Genomic DNA, 22097 nt, shown 5'->3' with positions numbered 1-22097 from the left:
TCCGTTGCTGAACGCCAGCTGTGGTCAGCGGTCCGAAATGCGTTGGGCCACTTCACCGTATCGTTCGAAGCGCTCGGGGTTGGCGAGCGCGTTGTACAAGACGATGCGGGTCGCGACGCCTGCGTACTTTTCGACGAGCGCGTCTTCGAGGCTGTCCCACGTCGATTCCGTGGCGAAGACGGCGAGGTGCTCGTCGGTGATCACCGACGCCATGCCGGGTAGGTCGCCGAGCTTCTGCTTCTCGCGAAGCCGCGCCGTCGTCCCTTCGAATCCTGCCTCGTCCAAGATGAACGAGTAGTTGGGTGTGCTGGCGTAGAAGCTGATCGCCGTTCGGGCGAGTTCGCGTTCCTGGCGCCGCTCTTCCTCGGTGTCGCCGACGATCGTCATGACCGGCACGATCACCGCGACGTCCGACGGTGAGCGGTCCGCCTTCGCCGCGCCGCGGGCGACGTTCGGCACCACGTGGCGCGCAAGGTATCCGGGCTCACCCAGTGGATGGACGTGGACCCCGTCCGCGACTTCGCCAGCCATCCGCAGCATCCACGGATTCACGGCGGCGACGTCGACCTTGGGATCCGGCGCATCGATGGGGCCCGCGCTCCACTGCGGGGTGATGAAGTCGAGGTCGTAGAACTCGCCGTGGTAATCGAGCTTCCCGGTGCGGAAGGCGGAGAAGCACGCCTTGACGGCGAGCGTGTAGTCGCGCAGGCGCGGGCCGGGCCGCTCGAAGGTGCCCATGCCGTATCGCCGCACGATGTGGGTGCGCACCTGGGTGCCCAGGCCGAGCCGGAACTTTCCGTTGGACGCTTCCTGCAACTCCCACGCGTTGGCGGCGGTGACGAACGGGCTCCGGGGGAACGCGACCGCGACGCCGGTGGACAGCTCCAGGCCCGGTGCGGCCTGCGACGCCACGGCGGCGTTGAGAAAGGCGGTCCGTCCGGTCTCGGTGAACAGCAGGCCGGAAAACCCGGACGCCTGGGTGCGCTGGGCCGTCTGGCCCACCTTTGCCAGCGGCTGCGGAGCGGTCATGACGTCGACATGCACCGTCGAACCGTACATCCCCGCGGGCCGGCCGGGATCACGCGGCCAGAACGCCGCCGCGACCCGGGTGACATCATGACGGGATGAAATTCGCATTCGGCCTGCCGCACACCATCGAGTTGCCGGCGATCACGTCGAAATGGGAATTGGCAGTGACGGGGCCGCAACAAGCCGAGATGGTCAGGCGTGCCGACGAGTTGGGCTACGACATGGTCTCGGTGCCCGAGCATTTCGTCGTCCCGCATTCGCATCTGGAGCTCTCGGGTCCGCACTATCTGCATTCGACGGTGGCCCAGGCGTTCGTCGCGGGGGCGACGCGGCGCATCCGGGTCAACTCGAGCGTGACGATCCTGCCGCTGCACCACCCGATCGTGCTGGCGAAAGGTTTGGCGACCGCCGACTGGATGAGCGGTGGACGCATCTTCGCGACATTCGGAGTCGGTTGGGACGCAGAGGAATTCGCCGCGCTCGGGATACCGTTTCACGAACGGGGCCGCATGGCCGACGAGTACCTGGCGGCGATGGTGGAGCTGTGGACCAGCGAATCACCCAGTTTCGCGGGCAAATACGTGTCATTCGATGCGATCGCGTTCGAGCCGAAGCCGGTGCAGCGCCCGCACCTACCGATCTGGATCGCCGGCGACGCGGACGCCGCGCTGAGGCGCGCGGCGCGGTTCGCCTCGGGCTGGTGGCCGTTCCTGTCGAGCGTCGACGAGCTTCCCGCCAAGATCGACTTCATCAAGTCGCAGCCGACGTACGACGGCAGGCCGTTCGACGTCATGTACCCGTTGGGGATGGGCAGGGTCGGCGAGGGACACGTCACCAGCGACGACCCGAACTTCCGCCCGGGGATGGGCAAGCAGGAGATCGTCGACCAGCTGTGCCGATTCGCCGAACTCGGGGTGACCTACACGTCGGTGCCGCCACCGCGACTCAGCGGACCGGAGGCGTACCTCGAGCACGCGCAGTGGGTGATCGAGGAGATCAAGCCGCACCTTCCCACCCTGGACAAAGGCCGCTCTTAGGCAGGACACATTGTGTCCCAAGCATTCCCGGGCATGCTCGGTTACCGTGGCTAATGTGACGGATCGGCAGGAACGGGCGATGTCCTTCGGGGCGATCGCCGAGGACTACGACGTGCTGCGGCCGCAGGCGCCGCCCGAAGCCGTGGACTGGCTGGTGCCGCCCGGCTGCCAGGTGGCCGTCGACGTTGCCGCGGGCACCGGGCTGTTCACCCGCACGCTGGTCGGCAGAGTCACGCGGGTCATCGCCGTGGAGCCCGACGCGCGCATGCGCAAGGTGTTGGCCGCGCGGTCTCCGTCGGTCACCGCGCTGGAGGGCCGGGGGGAGTCGATTCCGCTCCCGGACGCCGCCGCGGACGCCGTCTTCATTTCGTCGGCGTGGCACTGGATGGAGCCGGATCGCGCGGTCCCCGAAATCGGTCGAGTGCTGCGCGACGGCGGCCGGTTCGGCCTGATCTGGACGAGCCGGGACCGAGAGGTGGACTGGGTGCGCGACCTCGACCGGTTGCCCGGCGACGAGCCGTCCGAGGCGGATGCACCCGACCGGTTCCAACGGCGCCACGAGAGGTCACGCTCCCGGACCCGCAGATCTTCCACGACGTCGCGCGGGAGACCTTCAAGTTCGTCCGCACGATGGTGTTCGACGATGCCGTCGCAATGGTGGGCACCTACAGCAGGGTCATCGTCGCTTCGCCGGAGGACCGGGAGCGGCGCCTGGCTCATGCCCGGGCGTCGCTGGAGGCGCGCTTCCCGGGCGCCGAGGCGGTTGACGTCCCGATGCGGGCCTTCTGCTGGCGCGCCGACAGGATGGCCCGCTAGCGGCTCCCGCCGCACCGTTTCGCCCGGGGCCGATGCCCCGATATCCCGCTCGCGGCCGCCTACCCTCGGCCGATGCCCGCTCGACGTGGCTGCTGCCCGGCCGTCTCCGGCCGCCCCGGTAATCTCGCTTTCACCGCTAGGTCGGGGGCAGGCACTCCATCGAGAACGGAGCGAGATGAGCACCAGCGCACAGACGGGGACCATCACCACCCGTGTCCCGGCACGACTGGACCGGCTGCCGTGGTCGCGGTTTCACTGGCGCGTGGTGTTGGGGCTCGGCGGCGTGTGGGTCCTGGACGGGCTCGAGGTCACGATGGTCGGCAACGTGTCGGCGCGGCTGACCGAAAAGGGCAGCGGCATCGAGCTGGACCCGGCCCAGATCGGCGTCGCGGCCGCGATCTACATCACCGGCGCCTGCGTGGGGGCATTGTTCTTCGGTCACCTGACCGACCGCTTCGGGCGGCGCAACCTGTTCATGCTGACCCTGGCCGTGTACCTGGTTGCCACCGTCGCGACCGCATTCGCGTTCGCGCCTTGGTATTTCTTCGTCGCCCGCTTCTTCACCGGCGCCGGCATCGGCGGCGAATATGCGGCCATCAATTCGGCGATCGACGAGCTGATCCCGGCGCGGGTGCGCGGCCGGGTCGATCTGATCATCAACGGGACGTACTGGCTGGGCTCGGCGGCCGGCGCGGCCGGCGCGCTGGTCCTGCTGAACACCTCGAACTTCCCGGCCAACGTCGGCTGGCGGTTCGCCTTCGGCATCGGGGCCATCTTGGGCATCTTCGTTCTCCTGGTGCGACGCAACGTGCCGGAGAGCCCGCGGTGGTTATTCATTCACGGCCGGGACGAGGAGGCCGAGCGCATCGTCCGCGAGATCGAAGACGACGTGGAATCCTCGACCGGGCAACCGCTTCCCGAGCCGCAAGGAGAGCCGCTGAAAATCCGTCAGCGCCAGAGCATTTCGTTGCTGGAGATCGCCAAAGTCGCATTCGTGCTGTATCCGCGGCGCGCGGTCCTCGGGCTGGCCCTGTTCATCGGCCAGGCGTTCCTCTACAACGGTGTGACGTTCAACCTGGGCACGCTGCTCAGCGGGTTCTACGCGGTCCCGTCGGGGAAGGTCCCGCTGTTCTTCATCCTGTGGGCGCTGAGCAACTTTGCGGGCCCGCTGCTGTTGGGCAAGCTGTTCGACACGGTCGGGCGCAAACCGATGATCACCGCGACCTACATCGGTTCGGCCGTGGCGGTCGTCGCCCTCGCGGTGGTGTTCGGCACCAACACCGGCGGCCCCTGGACATTCATCGCGGTGCTCGCGGTGGCGTTCTTCGTGGCTTCGGCGGGCGCGAGCGCGGCCTATCTGACGGTCAGCGAGATCTTCCCGATGGAGACCAGGGCGCTGGCGATCGCATTCTTCTACGCGGTGGGTACGGCCATCGGTGGGATCTCCGGGCCGCTGCTGTTCGGCCAGCTGATCAGTTCCGGGCAGCGCGACCTGGTGGTCTGGTCGTTCGTGATCGGGGCGATCGTGATGGCGATCGCGGGGCTGGTGGAACTGTGGCTGGGTGTTGCCGCCGAGCAACGCCCGCTGGAGGAACTGGCGCTGCCGCTGACGGTGGCCGACGCCGAGGAGCCCGGCGAACCGGGCGGCGGCGCTACATCTTGACCGGGGCGTAACTGGTCAAGCCGCCGTCGACGACGAGTTCCGCTCCCGTCGCGTACGTGCACTCGTCGCTGGCGAGGAACACCACGCCGTAGCCGGGCTACGCCTCCGCCGTTTGAGTCACGATCGCGGAGTTGTGGTTGGGCGCCCAGGCCTGCTCGAAAGTCGCGAGCGGAACCCGCTCGTCGCGGCCCGTCTTGATGCCGCTGTCATTCAGGTGCACCACACCGTCTTTCGTGTCGATGCCGGTGACGACCACGAAATGATTTGCGGTGTCGCGGTTGCCGGGCCGGTGCCAGATGGTCTCGGCGTTGAGGATCACGATGACCTTGCGCTTCTCGGCCAGCGCCTGTTCCAGCGCCCCGGTCGTGGTCTGGACATTGTCGGCGGTGATCCAGTAGTGCCACAGCAACATTGGCAGGTCCCTGATGTCTGTGTTGCGCGACCGGCTCCACATCGGCCCGGAGACCACTGTGCTGGGTGTGCGTTCGGCCACGGCGGTGATCTGCTGCTCGGTTGGCTCGCGGCCGGTGAGCTCACCGACCACGTCGGCAACCGCCATCTCCCCGCAATCCGACCACCGCTGCTGGTGCCAATAGCGTGCGGCGCCGGCGGGATCGCCGTAGACGCCCAGCTCGTGGTCGGCGTCGGGTGCGGGCGGGCCGGGGGCCGCGTGCACGACGGTGGCCATCGCCACCGTCGCCGCAATGACGCAGGCCCACAAGGGAGCTGCGGCCGCGGCGAAGCCGGTCCGGACAATGCTGGCCATGGGCGTCCTTGGTCTCGAGCCGCCGTCGCGGCTTGCCCCTGTATTGAAGAAAAGGCACTCGAGTCGCCCTACGCGGATCATTAAACGGGACGGGCGCCGAAAATCTGGGAAAACGCGCCGACGCGTTATCGCGAAGAAACGTGGCCGCACGTCGGCGTTTAGCGAGGGCCGCCACGCCCCGGCGACGTGCGGAAACTGCCCATTTGGGCGCCGGCGCGATAAATTCTCAAGATCGACTTCGCCCGTCCAGGGGAGAACATGGGGCCATCCGACCGCGGTAGACGGCGTGCCGCCTTGGAGTTGGAGGCATACCACCTGCTGTGGAACCTCTGGCGCATGTCGCGGCGGGCGGCGCTCGACACCAGCAACTGGGATTCGGCCTGCGAGCTGCTGCAGACCTACTACACCGTCAACCAGGCGCGGCAGAACTCCGAGGTGTGCGCGATGCGGATCCGCTACCTGGAGGTGGCCGAGCCCGCGCCCCGGCTCGCCGATTTCGTCGGCGCACCTCCCTACACCGGCGTGCCCGATGCGCCACGGCTGCTGGCACAGGCCCGTTACGAGTATCAGCTGGCGCGCGTGCGGCACCCGCAGCGTGAACAGCAGCGCCTCAGGGAACTGGAGACGACCAAGGCGCTATACGCGGCGGTGCGGGCCACCGAAGCCAGGGCCAGGGCGGCCGAGCTGGCTCGCCATCGGGAGTGGCAGCAGAGCAGGTGGCCGGCTGGCGTCGTCCTGGACACCGACATCTACAGCCTCGACACCCTGTCGGACCAAGTGGATGCGCAGAACATCCGGATCGAATCCCGGGTTCGCACGCTGTCCGGCCTGCTGCGCGACGGCCTGGGAAACCTCCCGCAGGCGACACCGGCCGAAGGCGATGCGACTTCGCTTGCCGCTCAAGTCGACTCGTTACTGACATCCCTGCCGCTGCCGGGTTGGATCGATGTCGAGGCGACCGCGACCTTTGCGGCGGGGTCACGCGAATTGATCGTCGAGTGCCGGCTGCCCACGGTTGACGTCGTCCCGAAGGCTCAGTCGTACCGGTACGTCAAGGGTCAAGACGGGGTGCTCGAGACGGTGCGGCCGCCGGAGGAAGTAAACACGTTGTACGCCAACATCATTGAGCAGCTCACGTTGCTGTCGCTGGCGGCCATCCTGACGACGGGTATCGCGCCGCACATCGACGCGGTGGTTTTCAACGGCGTTGTCGCGGCGAAGGATCCGCGCAGCGGCAAGCCAATTCGGCCATGCCTGGTTTCGGTGCGGGTGAGCCCGGACGCCTTCGCCGAACTCGACCTCGCCAACGCCGATCCGAGGACCTGCCTGGAGCGGCTGTCCGCCACCGTGTCGCAGAACCCGGCGGAATTGCTGCCGGTGCGACCGTTGCCGACGTGATCAGCTGTAGGCGTCCCACCATTTGTGCAGGTCGTCGACGGATTGGCCCCCACTGACCTCGGAGAGCATCAGCTTTTTGTCAAAGGTCCAGACCAGGTTCGGTTGGCTGTTCTTGATTCCACACGCGATCTGGCCTTCGGTTTCATTCGATCGGTTGGACTGCCAGGGAGCGGGTGACTTCCCTTCGCTGGGGCAGTCCACCAGGCTGCTGCTCGACAAGCCGTCGTAGAAGGCCTTTCTCAGGCTCTCGACGTTCGGAAACAGCCCGTAAGTGGCGCGAGTCGGGCCCCCCGGCTGGGTGTTCTGCCCGCACGACACCATCGTCGACGCGCCCACCCAAACGCTGCCCGGGTCGGGAGTGGCCGGCGTGCAAGTGCCACTGCCGTAGCCGGACGGGAGCAGACTCAGCAGTTTCGCTTGGTCATCGCTGGTCGGCTGGACGGAGGGCGGTGCGGTTTTCGCCGCGCTCGGCGTCGAACGGTCGCTGGATGGCGATACGAGAAGCCAGGTGCCAACGCCGCCGACGACGGCGACGACCGCGACGACGGCGGCGATGATCGGCCAGCGTTTGCGCTGCCGCGGTGCCGTTGCCGCGGCGGCCGGGTTGAAAGCCGGGGTGGGCACCTGGGTATCGGCGCTTTGCCGGATCGCGGTGTCCGTGCGCCGCAGGATGGTGCTGGCCGCGTTCCGATCCGGGGTGCTCAGTGCCTCGTGGGCGGCGGCCGCCAACGCGCCGGCACTCTCGTAGCGGTCGTCGGGGTTCTTGGCCATACCGCGTTCGATGACGGCGTCGAAGGCTTGGGGAACGCCCAGGCCCGCCGCGCTGGGCTGCGGCGCGGGCTCCATCATGTGCGACGTGATCAGCACGCCCGTGTTGTCTGCCCGATAGGGTGCCGCTCCGGTCAGGCATTCGTAGAGTACACAGGCCAGCGCGTAGACATCCGCGCGTGGAGTCACCTCGCCGTTCGAAAAACGTTCGGGCGCCATGTATTTCCAGGTGCCCACCGCTGTTCCGAGCTGGGTCAGCTTCTCGTCGGTTTTCGCGCTGGCGATCCCGAAGTCGACCAGGTAGGCGAAGTCGCTGCCGGTGATCAGGATGTTCTGCGGCTTCACGTCGCGGTGGGTGACTCCGGCGGCGTGCGCGGCGTCCAGCGCCAAGGCGACCTGATGGATGATGGCCACCGACCGCGGCGCGAGGAACGCCCCCTCCTTCTCGAGCAGGCTGCCCAGATCCACACCCTCGATGAGACGCATCTCCAGGAACAGTTGCCCGTCGATCTCGCCGTAGTCGTGGATGGGGACGACGTGGGGTTCCAGCAAGCGGCCGGTGATGCGGGCCTCGCGCTCCATCCGCTTGCGGAACACCGGATCCTGGCTGAACGCCCGCGACATCAGCTTGATCGCGACCGTCCACTCTTTGACGGTGTGCTCGGCTTCGTAGACCTCGCCCATCCCGCCGCGACCCAGCAGCCGTTTGAGGCGATAGGGACCAAAAGTCGTCCCTGTTCGCGAGCCCTCCGCGCCGCTCATCGCTGACTCCTTAGTTCAACCCGCACGAGAAGTACAACATTCCAGCGAGCGGACGGAAGCCTGCTGGTACACAGCGAATCACCAGGATCCTCAACATGTTTCATGGTCAACGCTGCAGCACCGCCAGTATCTCGGGTAACGCATCCCGAGTCGCGATCCGGCCGGCCTCGCGGGCCTGGTCGATCTGATGGAACTCCAGCAGGCCCACGCCGCGGGTGCTGGGGCGGATCACGGCGTCGGCCTGCGACAGCGTTGTCGCCGCCGCCAAGCCGCTGCCCATCATCATCGTCCGCATCAACGTCTCGGCGATCCCGGGAACGCGTGGGGGACCGCCGGATTGGGTCGGGGACGCCGGACTCGCGTCACCGCCGAAACCGACGGCCACCGCGATGCGCGGGCCCTCCTCGCCCGACAGCGCCGAGACGGGAAGGTTGTCGAGCACGCCACCGTCGACATGCAGAGTGCCGTCGTAGACATACGGCGGGAAGATGCCGGGCAGCCGAAGCGAGCATCCCACCGCGTCGGCCAGCGGCCCGCGTCGATGCACGACGGCCCGGCGGGCCAGCAAATCGACACTGACACAACGGAATTCCTTTGGTAGTTCCTCTATCACCTGCCCGCCGTAGGCCCTGCGCAGCAGGGCGGGGATGCGCCGCCCGCGGGTCAGCCCCTTCACCGGCACGGTGAAGTCGGTCATCGGGTTGGTACGGATGAAGTATTCGTACACATAGGCGTCCACGCTGGCGGGGTCCAGGCCGCTGGCGGCCAGCGCGCCGACGATCGCCCCCATGCTGGTACCGGCGATGCGGTCCACGACCACCCCCGCGGCGTGCAGTTCCTCGAGCACCCCCAGATGGGCGAACGCCCGGGCACCCCCACCGCCGAGGACCAGCCCGACGGATCGCCCCACGATGCGCGCGGCGAGCGGGCGCAGCTCCTCGGGCGACCCGTCCGGGCGAACGGTGTGTACGGACCGCGGCGTCAGCAACTCTTCCCATGCGCACCGATCCGCCTGGCGCGCGGTGGGCCCGGCCAGCACCAGGTCCGCGCCGGCCGCGCGCTCCGGCAGTGGGCTTGACGGTGGTGCGGGGTCACCGGCAACCAGCACGATCCGGTCGGCGACGCGCAGGCAGAAGTCCCGCCAGGCCGCGTCGTCCACACCCGCATGCAGGACCACCTTGTCCGCGGATCGCTCCGCGCGGTCCAGTCCGTCGCGGTCGACGCGGCCCGGATCGACCGCGCGGACGTACGAGCACAGCATGCTCAGTAATCCGTTGGCCACCTTGGGAACCGGGGCGGCGGCATCGACGCCGACGACCGAGACGACCACGTGGGAGGACATCGAGTGCGACGTTGTGGGCGGCGGCAACTGGTGCAACCGGGTGGCGAGCTCCTGGACAAGCGCGCCGAGCACCCGCGCGTCGGCGATCCTGTCGAACTGGGCCTTGGTCAGCCGCACCAGGGTCGAGTCGCGGACGGCTTTGATCGAGGCGGACCGCAGGCCGCCGGTGAGCAGGGCGAGTTCGCCGATCACCTCGCCGCGGCCCAATTCCCTGAGCACGACGTCGCCCTGCAGCACCTGCAGCCGGCCGTTGCGCACGACGTAGAGCGAGTCGGCGACGTCGCCCTCGTGGAACAGATAGGAGCTGGCCTCGAGAACGAGTTCCTCTGTGGTACTGCGTAATTCGACCAGTGTACCGGGGGAGAGGCCGGCGAACAGCGGCAGGCTCTCCAGCAGGTCCGCGTCCGCGGTGCCCGCGGACACGGGTTCGGTGGTTGCCGCCCCAGGCGCGGGCGGTCGGGGTTCCAGCCGCGGCACCGGCGGCGGTTCGTCGTCCGCGGCCGCGACGTGATTGGTGCGGCCCAGCAACAGCGCGCCGACGGCGACCGCCACGAAACAGATCGCTGCCATGCCCCAGCCCCGTCGCAGCGCCTCGACGGCCTCGCCACGAGCGGGTGTCCCGATGAGCACCACCAGCACCGCGACCCCGATGACGGCGCCGAGCTGGCGGCTGCTGCTGACCACCGCCGACGCCGTCGCATAACTGCCGCCCTTGGCTATGCGGGCCAGGGCGGCGCTGCCGAGCAAGGGCAGGGTGGCGCCGACGCCGATGCCCTGCAGTACCTGTCCGGGCAGCCAGTCGGCGAGGAAGTTTGGGTGCGTCCCGACGCGCTGCAGGTACCACACCAGGCTCCCGGCCCAGATCAGCGCGCCGACGACGATGATCATGCGGTGCCCGTGGCGGTCGGCGACCTTGCCGAGCACCGCGGCGACGACGGCCGCGATCAGCGCGGCGGGCGCGACGGCGAGGCCGGTCTCGAGCAGGTTGTAGCGCCACACGTTGTTGAGGTACAGCACGTGCGTCAGCAGGTAGCCGTAGAAACCGGCACCCGCGACGATGGTCAGCGCGTTGCCGACGAAGAACGATTGCACGCGCAGGTAGGCGGGCTCGATCAGCGGGGCGGGATGGTGGCGGGAGCTCAACACGAACCCGACCAGGGCGACCGCGGCCGCCACGAACGACCCGACGGTCCCCGCGCCGGTCCAGCCCCAGTCCGGCCCCTTGATCAACCCGAGGGTCAAGAGCCCAAGCGACGCCGCCAGCAGGACGGCCCCCCGCAGATCGGGCACGCGCCGCACGCCCGGGGCCCGGCTCTCCACCAGGTGGCGCCGGGCCACCAGCACCGCGAGGATGCCCAGCGGCAGGTTGACCAGGAAAGCCCAGCGCCAGTTCGACACCTGCACGATCGCCCCGCCGATCGGTGGGCCCAGGCCCGACGCGATGGCGGCCGCCGCGCCCCACAGCCCCACGCCGTGTGCGCGCCGCGCGACATCGAATCCCTCGACGACCAGCGCGAGGGACGCCGGGACCAGCAGCGCGGCGCCGATGCCCTGCAGCACCCGGAATGCGACCAGTTGTTCGACCGTGCCGGCAACGGCGCACAGCCAGGAGGCGACCGTGAACAGCACCACGCCCCAGACGAACATCCGCTTGCGGCCGAGCAGGTCGGCGAGCTTGCCCGCCGCGACGAGGAACGCCGCGAAGACGATGTTGTAGGCGTTCAGGACCCAGGACAGGCTGCTGATGCCGTAGGTCGGAAACGACTTCTGGATGTTGGGGAACGCGATGTTGACGATCGTGGAGTCCAGGAAGGCGAGGAAGGCGCCGAACGCCGCGACCAACAGCACCGCCATCGACGACGGTTGCCGGCGCACGGTGAGGGGCACGACGAGGCGCCGGTGCCGTGGCCGATCGCCATTCGTCGGTAGCGCCCCGGCCGCGGAAGCGTCCTCCTCGGTAGGGCGGGGTTCTGCCTGAGAGATTTCGAGATCCATCGTTGATCTCCTGAGGGAGAGGGGAGCCGACTCAGTCGGGTTTGTGGAGTGGCATGTTCGCGGTCGGCTCGGCGTCACCCTCCTGCCGCAGGGCGTCTTGGGTGACGACATCGGTTCTGCCGGGCGAAGTGTCGGCGGCGGCCGCCATGCGGCCCAGGGCGGGAAAGACCGTCTCCTTGCCGCGCCGGCCCTTGAGTTCGACTTCCTCGCCCTCCCCCCACCGGAAGTGTGGTTCGACGGTGCGGTGCACGCCGGTGGTCACCATGACGGAGGCGCGGCCCTGACGTCCGGCCAGGCCGGCCAACCGGAATGCCACGTTGGTCGAGTCGCCGATGACGGCCTCGACCGATCTCGTCATGGCTGCCAGCGCCACGGTGCCGACCACCACGCCCCAACCCATCCGGATCGGCGACCCGTCGGGGCTGCGCAGCGGGAGTTGCGGACCGAGCTCGTCGACGAGCTGGTTGGCCTCGAGCGCGAAATCGATCGCCCGCTGACCGGCGTCGGGGAACCGGTTCGCCTCCCAGATGGCGAAAATCGCGTCGCCCGCATAGTGATTGAGCGTGCCGCGATGCGCCTGCAACACCCCGCCGACTTCGTGCCATAGCGTGTGCAGGCTCTGCGCGATGACCTGCTCGTCGGTGACTTCGGAAATCGTTGAGTAATTGACGATGTCGCCGACCACCATCACCATCGCGGTTTGGCTGATCCGGGTTCGCGTGACGCCCGGCATCCCGGCCTGCTCCACCGCGGTGAAGCGCTGCGAGCGAAAGGTCATTGCCACATCACCGATTCGGATCTCGTCGCCGGGCCGGATCGGTCGTGGCACGGCACGCTCGAGCCGCATCCCGTTGAGCAACGTGCCGTTCGTGCTCGTGTCGATGACGAAAGCCTGGTCGGCTATGGGGTCCAACCGGATCTCGAGGTGATTGCGGGATATCTCGGGATCGCGGATCACCAGCCTTCGTGACTCGTTGATCCCCGCGCATTCGCGGCCGACGAACATCTGGTCGAAGATCGGCACGCGGCGCTCGGAGCCGCCCTCGTCCACGATGAGCACGCCCAGCGGCTCGTCGGAGTGCCCGCCCGGCGTCTGAGTAGAAGAAGTCATCGTTGCCCCGTTGCTAGCCGTCGTCGCGATGATCGAGTTGATGGGGTAGCCCTATTGGCTCCGAGGCGGTTAATGCCAATGCCCCGCCGCGGTCACCATGTCGCTGCGGTCTCATGCCCCACCGTCATCAGCTGGATCTTGGCGCTGGTTCGCCGCTCGTTAGACGTCTGCTGGCCTTCCCGTTGAATAGACCCACCGTGGCCCCGTCGATCGGCTGATCCTTCGAGTTCACGGCTGTCCTTCGTGCCGGCGATTGCGGATGTTTCGGACATTACCTGAAAGCCCAGGACGAGTTCGCGAATTTTCCATATGGCCGGTGTCGGCGGACGCACGAGTGACTTTCCGGTTAACTGCCGACGACATCTGCGCTGTCGAATTCGAGATCTGCCGCTACTGACCGGAAATTTGGGTTTCATTCCGCCCCAATGACATTCGATCATCGAATTGTCTGTAATGTTGACCGAAGAATTGCCCTGCAGCCTGCTGCGGTACCGGTAGCAAACGTGTAGCAGTTCGAGGCAGAGCTGCCAAAAGTTTTTGAACGGCTATCCGGTGCCGGCCGAGGCTCCTGACCGACACCCCCGACTCTTTTGAACCGCCGGGAGGAAAACGAGTGCGTTCAGTAAGCCAATTCACGGACCGGGGGGCGGCGTCATGAGTTCGGACCGCAAATGGAATGCGGCGGATGCCCGAGCCGCGCTCCGGAATGTTCCGATACTGGCCGAGATTGACGACGAACAACTCGACCAGCTCGCGGCACCGTTGACCGCCAGCACATCACGGCCGACGAATTGCAGTCGGCTGATGTCCGCGGACCAGGACGGCCAGGTCATCTGTGTGGATTTGCGCCGAACGTTTGTGCCGTCGAAGGGATTTGGGGTGCTGCCCGCGATCGTTCAGCCGCCGGGGCTGGTGCGTCGCCTGGTGACCGGCACCGACATGGCCCTGCCGCCGCTGCGGGAGACCTTGCTTCGCACGGTCGACCTTGCGGCCTCCAACGTCAACCTGCGCGAGCTTCCACGCATCGCGGCGATCATCGAACCCGACATCTCCGCGATCGGCCCGTTGGATTTCAAGAAGCTCGAGGCCGCCCTGGAAGTCGGGCGCAAGGCAACCCGCGCGGTCCTGGACGCCCAGCCGAATCTCGCACGGGCGTAACGCTTTTGGCGGCTACCCGATCAGCTTGGTGAGCCAGGTCGGATCCTGGTAGTTCAGCGCCTTGGTGCCGTCCCACACGAACGGTGTGCTGTTGGCGTTCAACCCGGACAGCGTCGCATCGCCCGCGTCGGCTTTGGCCTTGCCGGTGCTGACGTCATCGCCGGATTTGATGCAGTTGATCACGTTGGCGCCGCTGCCGACGGTCTTGGCCAGATTCGCCAACTCGCCGTCGGTGCGATCCTCCGGCGCGCCCTCCTGCGGCTGGAAGTCGCTGGCGAACATGCCTGCGTAGAACGCCATGTAGAGCTTCGGGTCGTTTTGCCCGGCGACGCAATAGGTGGCCGCCACCGCCCGGGCCGAGTAGTTCTTGCTGCGCGACTTGTCGTCGAGGAAATCGAGCAGGTGATAGCGCACCGCGAGTTTCTGGTTGTTCACCGCGGTTTCGATGTCGCTCGCGTTCGACCTGATGAAGCTGCCACACGGCGGGCAGATCGGTTCGTTGAAGATGTCGATGCTGGTCGGCGCGGCCGAACTCCCGACGAATACGCCGTCGTCGAGCACCTTGAGGGCGACCGCGTCCGGCGGTGGCGGCGGTGGGGTCGGCGTGGATGTGTGCGTCGACGACCGCCACGGGTGGGCGACCACGAGCCCCACGCCCACGATGGCCGCTACCAGGGTGGCGGCCACGACGACCCACGGCCAGGGGTTGCGGCGCCGCGGCGGTGGTCCCCACGCCGGTGCTCCCGCGGTGCCCGGATCGCCCGGACCCCAGCCGGGAACGGCGGGCCATCCCGTCGGCTGCGGCATCAGTCCGCCTGGACCGGCCGGTGATCCGGTGGGCCAGGGCCAGCTGGGGCCCTGCGGCGGGGCGTGGCCGGCCATCGCCGGCGGTGCGGGCACAAACCCGCCGGGCGGCTGGGGGGCGTATCCGCTCGGCGGAGCGGCCGCCTGGCTGCGCTGCAGAATGTCGGTGGCGCGATCCTGATCGCGGCTGGCCAGCGCCGCATAGGCGGCCGCCGACAGGTCGCTGCAGCTGGCGTACCGGTCCTCGGGGTCTTTCGCCATGCCGCGGGCGATCACCGCGTCGAACGCGGGCGAAATGGCCGGCCGCCTTGCGCTGGGCCGCGGCACCGCCTGGTTCAGGTGCATGCCGATCACCGAAACCTGTTCTCCCTGATACGGGGGAACGCCGGTCAGGCACTCGTACAGGACGCAGGCCAGCGCATAGATGTCGGCCCGATAGGTGACCTCCGCCTCGCTGAAGCGCTCCGGGGCCATGTACTTGAACGTGCCCACCGTGGTCCCGATCTGCGTCAACTTTTCGTCGGAGGCGGCACTGGCGATCCCGAAGTCGACCAGGTAGGCGAAATCATCGCCGCTGACCAGAATGTTCTCCGGCTTGACGTCGCGGTGCAGCACGCCGGCGGCGTGGGCGGCGTCGAGTGCCGAGCCGACCTGCCGGACGACCGCCACCGCCCGCGGCGGCGTCAGCGGCCCGGAGCGGCTCAGCAGGGTCGCCACGTCCGATCCCTCGATGAGGCGCATGTCCACGTAGAGCTGGCCGTCGATCTCGCCGAAATCGTGAATCGGCACGACATGCGGTTCCTGCAGGCGTCCCGCGGTGCGCGCCTCGCGCTGCATGCGGGCGCGGAAGACCGGATCGTTGGACAGGGTTTGCGACATCAACTTCAGCGCCACGACGCGCTCGCGCACGGTGTCCTCGGCCTCGTAGACGTCGCCCATGCCGCCGCGACCGACCAGCCGCCGCAGCAGGTACGGCCCGAATTGCGAGCCCTCCCGCGAATCCGCGTCCGACTCACCCATCGCCGCTCCTCACCCGCCAACCGCGCGCCGCAAACCGACTAGAGGCACCTTCGCACCCCCGGCCATCGCCTGCGCCGGACACGAATACGCCGTGGCGTGCCAGGGATAAGGCTAATGGTTCGCGCAATCGCGGAACATGGTGAATAGGGAGAATGCAGCAAATCGATACCGGGGAGGAAAGTCCGGCGCGTGGGGTGTTCGGCGGGGCCGGTCTAGCGGTGCTCCTCGTCGCCCGCTTTGCGTTCGGTGAGCCCCTCGCGGGACAGAGCCCGGACGAAGCCGTACGCGTGCAGCCCAGCAGGGCCGGGGTTTTCGGCGACCCAGTCGTTGATTTTCTTCAACGCCGCGGCCAAGTCGTCGCGCCGGACCCGGATCAGGTAGGTGTTCCGCTCGTCGCCGGGATCCGCACCGGACTTGACGACGGCGACCGGGTTCTTGAACGCATAGGCGATCCCATGCACGGCGTCGTGGTTCAGCGCCCAGCCAACTTCGTTGGGCCGCAGTTCCTTAACCGCCAAGTTGCGGTACTCGTCCTCGTCGTCTGACTTGCTCACCTGGTCGATGGTCCTCCTATGTCGCTGCGAGAGACCGGATGTCGATGGCTATTGACGACGTCGTGCACGCATGTCGATGAAAGTTTGAAGTTGTGTCGTCGCGCCGAAACCGGGCCGCTAGCCCCGGCCCGCGAGACGCGGTGAATCTACGGTGGCACAGCAACGCCGACTCCGCGATTCGAGCGCCCCGGCACCGGGCATGGCGAGCGCCGTAGAGTGGGCGACACCCATCAACGTTGGCTGCGAGGACGCATGACCGAACGCATTGAAATTCAGCGCCTGATCGCGGCCCCGGCGGCCGATATTTTCGCGGTGCTGTGCGACCCGCACGGCCATGTCGCGATCGATTCGACGGGCATGCTGCAAGACGCCGACGGCGGTCCGGTGCGGGCGGCCGGCGACAGCTTCGTCGTCCACATGGACCGCGAGGCGCTGAACGACTATCCGCAACTCGGCAAGTACGACGTCACCGTCGATATCAAGGAATTCGAAGAAAATCGCCTGATCGCGTGGACCATCCTGGGGCAGCTCCGCCCGCAGATCGGTCACGTCTACGGCTACCGCCTGCAGCCGACCGACGATCCGGCGGTCACCGATGTCACCACGTTCTACGACTGGTCGGACATCGATCCGAAGTGGCGGGAAGCGGGGATCTTCCCGGTGATCTCCGAGGGCGCGCTGCGGGCGACCCTGGGCATCCTCGACCGCACGGCCCGGCGGGGTTATCCGCGGGGCTGACGCGGTCCGCCGTCAGCGGCGATACTTCGTGAACAGGTAGTCGTCGTAGACCAGCGCGTGCTCGAGTCGCAACGCGGTCGGCACCGGCAACCGGGACGGCTCCGGTCGCCGTCCGGTCGGCTGGTTCGCGGCCAGCTTGGGGGCCAGCGTCACACAGATCTCGTCGACGGCGTCGCTGTGTACCAGCTCGTCGAGCAGCGTCGGGCCGCCCTCGCACAAGACGCGGCTCAGGCCGTGGTCGCCCAGCAGCTCCACCGCGCGAGCCACATCCACCGACTCCTCGCCGGCCACCAACACACCACACGGTTGCTCACCCGCGCGGTTGTGTCGCGCCGCGGCCTTCGCGCTGGTCACCAGCAGCGCGGGTTGGTCGGGGCTGCTGACCAGCCGGTCCGGCAGTTCACCGGTCCGGCTGATCACCGCGATCGGCGGCGGCTTGACGCGCCCCTCACGGTGCCGCATCGCCCGCTGCGTGTCGGTGAGCTGCACGGGGCCGTAGTTCTCGGCGCGCGCGGTTCCCGCACCCACCAGCACCACATCGGCGAAGCCGCGCAGGATCTGCAGTAGCTCCTGGTCGATCTGGCTCGACAGCGGTCCCGCGCGGCCACCGAATGCCGCGGCGCCATCGGCACTGAAGATCATGTTGACCCGCACGCCATTCGGCGGCTCGGCGTAGAACTGGGCGAGTTCATCGACGTCACGAACGACGCCGACCCGTGGCGCACCGTGCACCGTGCCCGTCTGTCGACGGGACCGAGGGGATTCCGTCATCGATTAGGCCTCGTGGCCCGGTTCCAGGTCGCGGACGTCGCCAAAAGACACCCAGTGCTCCAATTCTTGTGGAGGGCTGCCGCCCACGGGTTCCAGCAGATGCCCGACATGGTCTCCCATCTCGAAACGTTCAAGGATTTCGCCGACGAACCAGGCTGCTGCGTCGTCGAGGATCGGCGTTTGGGCGGGGCCCGAATGCCAGCTGCAGCGGTCGAACTTGTTGATCGTGTCGCCGGTTTGGCTGCCGAACATCCGCACGACCTCAAGGTGTCGGGTGTCGAACACGTGCACGCCCAGATGCGTAGCACCGGCCGCCACCCGGAACGTGTGGTTCTTCGTGGACAGGCCGACCAGGAAGCGGGGCGGATTGATGCTGGCTTGACTGGCGAAGCCCACCAGGCAGCCTGCCGCGATTTCGTCGGCTTGGGCGGTGACGACGAACATCGGATAATCCAGTAACGCAACAAGTTTTTCGAATGCGACCGCCCGAGGCACGCGCTAAGTCTTCCCATTTGACGCCGATTGGAATCATGTCGACGGGAATCGCTGCAAGTTCGTGACCTTCGTCGCGGTTGAGCTGGCTGTTCAACACAATTCGATACGGCCACGCCATCCGCCACCCGCTAACGCGCTTGCGCCGAGCCAGAATTCGATCCGCGCCCGGCGGTGGTCAGGCGGCGTCGCTGGGGGAGTCCGCCGCTCGAAGCGGCGGGTTCTCGCGCACACCGCGGTACATGCCCCACCGCACGATCAACGGCATCACGACCCGCTGCACCGACCACGCCGGCAGGCGGAAGGCCTGTCCGGTGGGCAGGAAGACCTCCAGCCCGTCGGCTTGGATGCCCACCAGGGAGCCCCAGCGCCGTCCCGGCGTCTTGAAGGGGCGCAACGGGCGGCCGCTGAATTCGGCGCGGACGTTGTGGGCGACCAGCGCGTCGCCCCGATTGCGGGCGGAGCTACGTTGCGGATCGGTCGCCGCGACGTCTCCGACGGCGAACACGCCGCGATGCCCGGGTACCGCCAGATCTCTTGTCACGCAGACGAATCCATGCTCATCGAGCAGTTCGGGCGGCAGCCAGTCGGTATTGGGTCGCACGCGCCCGATGGCCCAGAGCACCGCGTCCGCCGAAGCCGGTGGTTGGCCGGTGGTCCACCGGACCGGTTCGCTGGTGATCTCTTCGCCCCCAGCACTATTCGTAAGCTCGGCGCGATGGCCGGGGTGCAGGCCGACGCCCAGCTCGTTCAGCCGTGCCCGGATCCGTTTCCAGGTGCGGGGGTGATACCCGACCAATGCGCTTTCCCCGGGGTAGTACAGGTCAATTCGCTTGCCGGGCCAGGTGGTTGCCAGGTTGACCGCGCTGCTGACCGCGGCAGCGCCGCCGCCCACCACGATCACCGAGTCGGCGGCGGCCAGCCGATCGTGTGCCGCGCGCAGGCCGGCGCCGATGTCGGCGGCCGATTCCAGCGTCGGTTGACGCCAGAAGCCATTCCTGACCCCCGTCGAGATCACCAGCGCATCGAACTTTTCGGCGACGGTCGCGCCGTCGGCGCCCCGGCCGAACACCGTTCGGGTGGCCAGGTCCACGCCGGTCAGCTCCGCCTGCACCGTCCGCACCCCGTCCAGTCGGCGGAATCTCTCGAACGGAATCCAGTAGTCACGCGCCCAGTCGTCCGGGCGGGCGAGCCGCACACCGAGCTCCTGACCGCTCACGAGGGCGGGTTTGACGGAGATGCCGACGACGTCGGCATGCTGCGACAAGCGGATCGCGGCGAGCAGACCTACATCGCCCAGCCCCGCGACGACGACACGCTTACGGCTCATGGTCCTCCTGCCGATATCCTCCGCCGCGGCATGGGAACAAAGCGCGGCACTTGGTCAATGACGTCCTGATAGCTCGGTCGGCGCTGCAGGCTGCGCGTCTCCATCATCGGGATGCTGGCACCGAGGAACATGCCCAACATCGCCAACGCGCCGGCGAACAACCACCACGCATCCGCCGGGGCCGCCGCCACGCCGAACAACGCCAGGGAAAGCCAGAAAGTGAACTCGCCGAAGTAGTTCGGATGCCGAGACCAGCTCCACAGGCCACGGTTCATCGCCTCGCCGGGTTGCCGGTCGCGGACGAACCGGTGTAGCTGCACATCGGCAACCAACTCGATGGCCACCGCCGCCATCCCGACGATGAAGGCGGCCACCGAAAGCCACCGGATGCCCGGGCCGGCGTGTGTCACGCAGACGTACACCGGAAGCATTGCCGCGAAAACCTGCAGCGTTGGAATGAGGTGGATCGCTACCAGGTCGACGACGAATTCCCAGCGTCCCGCCCGTTGGCGAAACATCCCGTAGCGCCAATCCTCGTGCTGCAGCCCCGGAAATCCGTACACCCAGTTCGCGGTGAGACGCACCGCCCACGACGTGATCAGCACGGTGAGAAGCCAGGCGCGCAGTCGGTCCGTGCCGGGATCGCCGCTGGCCCACCAGTAAACGGTCAGCAGCGGCGGGATCACGCTCCAGTACGCGTCGTAGAAGCTCGAATTTCGATAGGCGCGGCTGAACGTGAAGATGACCAGGGTCGCCAGCACGTCGGCGACCAAGGTGTCCAGCCATAGCCTTCCGGTGGCCGGAGCCCATGCGAGCCAAGCCGCGCCCACTCCGATGGCAATCACATAGGCCACCGTCACGAGCGCCAGCGAGCGCGCCCGGCTGATCGTCGGGCTCATCGCCGGTAAGGGCGGGCCGCAGGCAGACGGGGCATCACGCGGATATCGACGATGAAATCCATGCGGTCTCCTCACGCCCGATGCCCGGGGCGGCAAAACTGTAACACGTTCTAGCAGCGGCTTAAGCACCCGACGAGATGCGCGGATTTGTTGGATAATGCCGTGCGGGGGCCGGCAGAACGGTGGTTCGCATGCGTATCGAAACCAGACACAATGCCCGGGTCCTCATCACGACGCGCGGTGCAGCCCTTGTCGTTTGCCTCGGCATTGCCCTCGCCCCCGCTCTGGCCGGGTGCGGCTCGGACACGTCCCCGACGGCGTCGTCCACCAGCGCCGCACCGGGCCCCGCGACCAGCAACGCGGCGTCCCCGGCCGCCGAGGGGCCGCCCAGCGCCGCGCCGTCTACTTCTCAGCCGGCGCCGCCGACCGTCGGCCCTGGCGTCTTCGGCGACCCGGGTCAGGGGATGAAGTTCTGGCGCGCACAGTCAAAAGAAGACAACTGCGGGCTGATGGCGGTGTCCTTCATCGTGGGCGAGCGCACCGGTAATCAGCCGTCCGAACAAGAGATGATCACGCTGGCGCAGAACACCCCGTCGGGCGTCAACCCGGGGACGATGATCTATGCGGCCTCGAACGATCCAAGCCACGCGGGCGCCAATGGCGGGGTCTCCGTCGAGGATCTGTCCGTGCTGCTCGACCACTTCGGCATCAAATCGGCGATGACCTGGGGTGACCAAACCTCGATGCAGGTGCTGCAGCAGTACCTCGGCGACGGCCGCAAGGTGATCGCCTGGGTGAATTCCACGATCATCGGCGACCAGACCGGCAACGCCACCGACCAGCGCACCAAGGCCGATCACTTCGTCGAAATCACCGCGATCGACACGAACAAGCAGATCGTTCACCTCAACGACTCCGGCGCCGACCACGCCGACGAACAGATCCCCGTCGCCACGTTCACGAGTTCGTGGCAGACCGGGCAGGACACGATCATCGCCACCGCGCCGACCGCCTGAGCGGCCCACCGGCGCAACCACTTCGCCTTGAGCCTGCCCAAACCGGGGCACTCGGCGCACTACCATGAGCCAGCGGCCCATCCGACCGCCGAGATGTGCCGGCAAGCGCGCGGGCGCGGCCGGCATGGCATCGAGAGGACTGGCTCCGCATGACAACGACACCGGCCGACAACCACCGGCACAATCCGCAGCTGATTCCGGGCCGGTTATTGCGGGGCGGGCAGCTGCACCACCCCGCGGTACTGGAAGAGGCCAGAAGGCGAAGCCAAAAGCTGCAGCTGCGACTGGCCGACCGGATCACGGCATTCGCGGGCTCGATGAACTTCGTCTGGATACATGCCGCGCTGTTCGGAGTCTGGATGCTGTTCCTGGAACCGAATCCCTGGCCGACATTGACTTTGGTGGTGTCGCTCGAAGCGATCTTCCTTTCGACGTTCGTCATGATCGGCCAGAATCGCCAGGCGGCTTTCCAACAGGCCAGGGCCGATCATGATTTCGAGACTCAGGAGCTGGAACTGAAGACCAACACCGAGCTGACCCGCGAGATCCATGTGCTGACAGAGGAATTGCACCGGCGCCTGCTCAGCCCGACGGGCGACTCCGCCTCGCCGAGCTGAGCAACGCACAG

Annotated in this window: 17 protein-coding genes and 3 pseudogenes; 8 read left to right on the top strand and 12 right to left on the bottom strand. The window is 67.6% G+C overall.

The genetic code is table 11. The features are described from left to right. Positions 1-24: 24 nt before the first annotated feature. A complete protein-coding gene (locus MRAB57_RS23630; protein ID WP_077090805.1) occupies positions 25-1044 on the bottom strand; it encodes a TIGR03617 family F420-dependent LLM class oxidoreductase in 1020 nt (339 codons plus the stop codon). A gap of 80 nt (positions 1045-1124) precedes the next feature. Between MRAB57_RS23630 and MRAB57_RS23625 the strand changes: the two genes are divergently transcribed. The 3 genes and pseudogenes from MRAB57_RS23625 to MRAB57_RS23615 all read left to right on the top strand — a co-directional run bounded on the left by MRAB57_RS23625 (position 1125) and on the right by MRAB57_RS23615 (position 4545). Next, positions 1125-2066, top strand: coding sequence for a TIGR03619 family F420-dependent LLM class oxidoreductase (locus tag MRAB57_RS23625; RefSeq protein WP_077089493.1), 942 nt, complete (start codon positions 1125-1127; stop codon positions 2064-2066). Between the two features lie 55 nt (positions 2067-2121). Beyond that, positions 2122-2882, top strand: a pseudogene (locus MRAB57_RS23620) (class I SAM-dependent methyltransferase). A gap of 175 nt (positions 2883-3057) precedes the next feature. Further along, positions 3058-4545, top strand: a complete 1488-nt coding sequence (locus MRAB57_RS23615) for an MFS transporter (RefSeq protein ID WP_077089492.1) — start codon at positions 3058-3060, stop codon at positions 4543-4545. Here MRAB57_RS23615 and MRAB57_RS29540 read toward each other — a convergent pair. Both MRAB57_RS29540 and MRAB57_RS23605 read right to left on the bottom strand, forming a co-directional pair. Beyond that, positions 4535-4630: pseudogene (locus MRAB57_RS29540) on the bottom strand (3-alpha-hydroxysteroid dehydrogenase); the annotation flags it as partial. The gene MRAB57_RS23615 and the pseudogene MRAB57_RS29540 overlap by 11 nt on opposite strands. Positions 4631-4642: 12 nt before the next feature. Beyond that, entirely contained in the window at positions 4643-5311 is a 669-nt protein-coding gene (locus tag MRAB57_RS23605; RefSeq protein WP_077089491.1) for a C39 family peptidase, read from the bottom strand. Positions 5312-5569: 258 nt separating this feature from the next. Here MRAB57_RS23605 and MRAB57_RS23600 point away from each other — a divergent pair, with 258 nt between their 5' ends. After that, positions 5570-6709: a hypothetical protein gene (locus MRAB57_RS23600; RefSeq protein ID WP_157900657.1), complete on the top strand. Its 1140-nt coding sequence runs from the start codon at positions 5570-5572 to the stop codon at positions 6707-6709. On the opposite strand, the gene MRAB57_RS23595 is transcribed toward MRAB57_RS23600, so the two are convergent. The 3 genes from MRAB57_RS23595 to MRAB57_RS23585 all read right to left on the bottom strand — a co-directional run bounded on the left by MRAB57_RS23595 (position 6710) and on the right by MRAB57_RS23585 (position 12687). Next, a complete protein-coding gene (locus MRAB57_RS23595) occupies positions 6710-8239 on the bottom strand; it encodes a serine/threonine-protein kinase (RefSeq protein WP_077089489.1) in 1530 nt (509 codons plus the stop codon). It abuts the gene before it with no gap. Between the two features lie 106 nt (positions 8240-8345). Further along, positions 8346-11576, bottom strand: a complete 3231-nt coding sequence (locus MRAB57_RS23590; protein WP_083743510.1) for an MFS transporter — start codon at positions 11574-11576, stop codon at positions 8346-8348. A 31-nt stretch (positions 11577-11607) separates the two neighbouring features. Continuing rightward, on the bottom strand, positions 11608-12687 hold the full coding sequence (locus MRAB57_RS23585; protein ID WP_245835992.1) for an adenylate/guanylate cyclase domain-containing protein: 1080 nt from the start codon (positions 12685-12687) through the stop codon (positions 11608-11610). Positions 12688-13482: 795 nt separating this feature from the next. On the opposite strand from MRAB57_RS23585, the pseudogene MRAB57_RS23580 reads away from it, so the two are divergent. Further along, positions 13483-13845: pseudogene (locus MRAB57_RS23580) on the top strand (patatin-like phospholipase family protein); the annotation flags it as partial. Between the two features lie 12 nt (positions 13846-13857). Here the strand turns inward: MRAB57_RS23580 and MRAB57_RS23575 are convergent. Then, on the bottom strand, positions 13858-15669 hold the full coding sequence (locus MRAB57_RS23575) for a serine/threonine protein kinase PknE (protein ID WP_077089486.1): 1812 nt from the start codon (positions 15667-15669) through the stop codon (positions 13858-13860). 212 nt (positions 15670-15881) lie between these two features. Continuing rightward, a complete protein-coding gene (locus tag MRAB57_RS23570) occupies positions 15882-16223 on the bottom strand; it encodes a hypothetical protein (RefSeq protein WP_077089485.1) in 342 nt (113 codons plus the stop codon). Between the two features lie 252 nt (positions 16224-16475). On the opposite strand from MRAB57_RS23570, the gene MRAB57_RS23565 reads away from it, so the two are divergent. Beyond that, on the top strand, positions 16476-16961 hold the full coding sequence (locus MRAB57_RS23565; protein ID WP_077089484.1) for an SRPBCC family protein: 486 nt from the start codon (positions 16476-16478) through the stop codon (positions 16959-16961). Between the two features lie 12 nt (positions 16962-16973). On the opposite strand, the gene MRAB57_RS23560 is transcribed toward MRAB57_RS23565, so the two are convergent. The 4 genes from MRAB57_RS23560 to MRAB57_RS23545 form a co-directional block, all read right to left on the bottom strand. Further along, positions 16974-17693 (bottom strand): pyrimidine reductase family protein, encoded by a 720-nt coding sequence (locus MRAB57_RS23560; RefSeq protein ID WP_108637988.1) that lies wholly within the window; start codon positions 17691-17693, stop codon positions 16974-16976. Between the two features lie 42 nt (positions 17694-17735). Beyond that, entirely contained in the window at positions 17736-18176 is a 441-nt protein-coding gene (locus tag MRAB57_RS23555) for a flavin reductase family protein (protein ID WP_077089482.1), read from the bottom strand. 226 nt (positions 18177-18402) lie between these two features. Further along, a complete protein-coding gene (locus tag MRAB57_RS23550) occupies positions 18403-19554 on the bottom strand; it encodes an FAD-dependent oxidoreductase (protein ID WP_077089481.1) in 1152 nt (383 codons plus the stop codon). Further along, on the bottom strand, positions 19551-20453 hold the full coding sequence (locus MRAB57_RS23545) for a DUF1295 domain-containing protein (RefSeq protein WP_173813966.1): 903 nt from the start codon (positions 20451-20453) through the stop codon (positions 19551-19553). The genes MRAB57_RS23550 and MRAB57_RS23545 overlap by 4 nt, the downstream gene beginning before the upstream one ends. 191 nt (positions 20454-20644) lie before the next feature. On the opposite strand from MRAB57_RS23545, the gene MRAB57_RS23540 reads away from it, so the two are divergent. Further along, the gene (locus MRAB57_RS23540) at positions 20645-21469 is read left to right on the top strand and encodes a C39 family peptidase (RefSeq protein ID WP_077090803.1); all 825 of its coding nucleotides are present in this window, start codon (positions 20645-20647) and stop codon (positions 21467-21469) included. 149 nt (positions 21470-21618) lie between these two features. Then, positions 21619-22086, top strand: a complete 468-nt coding sequence (locus MRAB57_RS23535) for a DUF1003 domain-containing protein (protein ID WP_083743509.1) — start codon at positions 21619-21621, stop codon at positions 22084-22086. Positions 22087-22097: the final 11 nt, after the last annotated feature.

Source organism: Mycobacterium rhizamassiliense, from assembly GCF_900157375.1.
GTDB classification, from domain to species: domain Bacteria; phylum Actinomycetota; class Actinomycetes; order Mycobacteriales; family Mycobacteriaceae; genus Mycobacterium; species Mycobacterium rhizamassiliense.
Note: the sequence above shows the minus strand (reverse complement) of the source record. Positions and strands in the feature narration are given on the sequence as shown.

Bases quoted from the DNA above. Each gene is read 5' to 3' on its own strand.
- MRAB57_RS23625 (WP_077089493.1), top strand. From the start codon at position 1,125: ATGAAATTCGCATTCGGCCTGCCGCACACCATCGAGTTGCCGGCGATC.
- MRAB57_RS23615 (WP_077089492.1), top strand. From the start codon at position 3,058: ATGAGCACCAGCGCACAGACGGGGACCATCACCACCCGTGTCCCGGCA.
- MRAB57_RS23605 (WP_077089491.1), bottom strand. From the start codon at position 5,311: ATGGCCAGCATTGTCCGGACCGGCTTCGCCGCGGCCGCAGCTCCCTTG.
- MRAB57_RS23600 (WP_157900657.1), top strand. From the start codon at position 5,570: ATGGGGCCATCCGACCGCGGTAGACGGCGTGCCGCCTTGGAGTTGGAG.
- MRAB57_RS23595 (WP_077089489.1), bottom strand. From the start codon at position 8,239: ATGAGCGGCGCGGAGGGCTCGCGAACAGGGACGACTTTTGGTCCCTAT.
- MRAB57_RS23590 (WP_083743510.1), bottom strand. From the start codon at position 11,576: ATGGATCTCGAAATCTCTCAGGCAGAACCCCGCCCTACCGAGGAGGAC.
- MRAB57_RS23585 (WP_245835992.1), bottom strand. From the start codon at position 12,687: ATGACTTCTTCTACTCAGACGCCGGGCGGGCACTCCGACGAGCCGCTG.
- MRAB57_RS23575 (WP_077089486.1), bottom strand. From the start codon at position 15,669: ATGGGTGAGTCGGACGCGGATTCGCGGGAGGGCTCGCAATTCGGGCCG.
- MRAB57_RS23565 (WP_077089484.1), top strand. From the start codon at position 16,476: ATGACCGAACGCATTGAAATTCAGCGCCTGATCGCGGCCCCGGCGGCC.
- MRAB57_RS23555 (WP_077089482.1), bottom strand. From the start codon at position 18,176: ATGTTCGTCGTCACCGCCCAAGCCGACGAAATCGCGGCAGGCTGCCTG.
- MRAB57_RS23550 (WP_077089481.1), bottom strand. From the start codon at position 19,554: ATGAGCCGTAAGCGTGTCGTCGTCGCGGGGCTGGGCGATGTAGGTCTG.
- MRAB57_RS23545 (WP_173813966.1), bottom strand. From the start codon at position 20,453: ATGAGCCCGACGATCAGCCGGGCGCGCTCGCTGGCGCTCGTGACGGTG.
- MRAB57_RS23540 (WP_077090803.1), top strand. From the start codon at position 20,645: ATGCGTATCGAAACCAGACACAATGCCCGGGTCCTCATCACGACGCGC.
- MRAB57_RS23535 (WP_083743509.1), top strand. From the start codon at position 21,619: ATGACAACGACACCGGCCGACAACCACCGGCACAATCCGCAGCTGATT.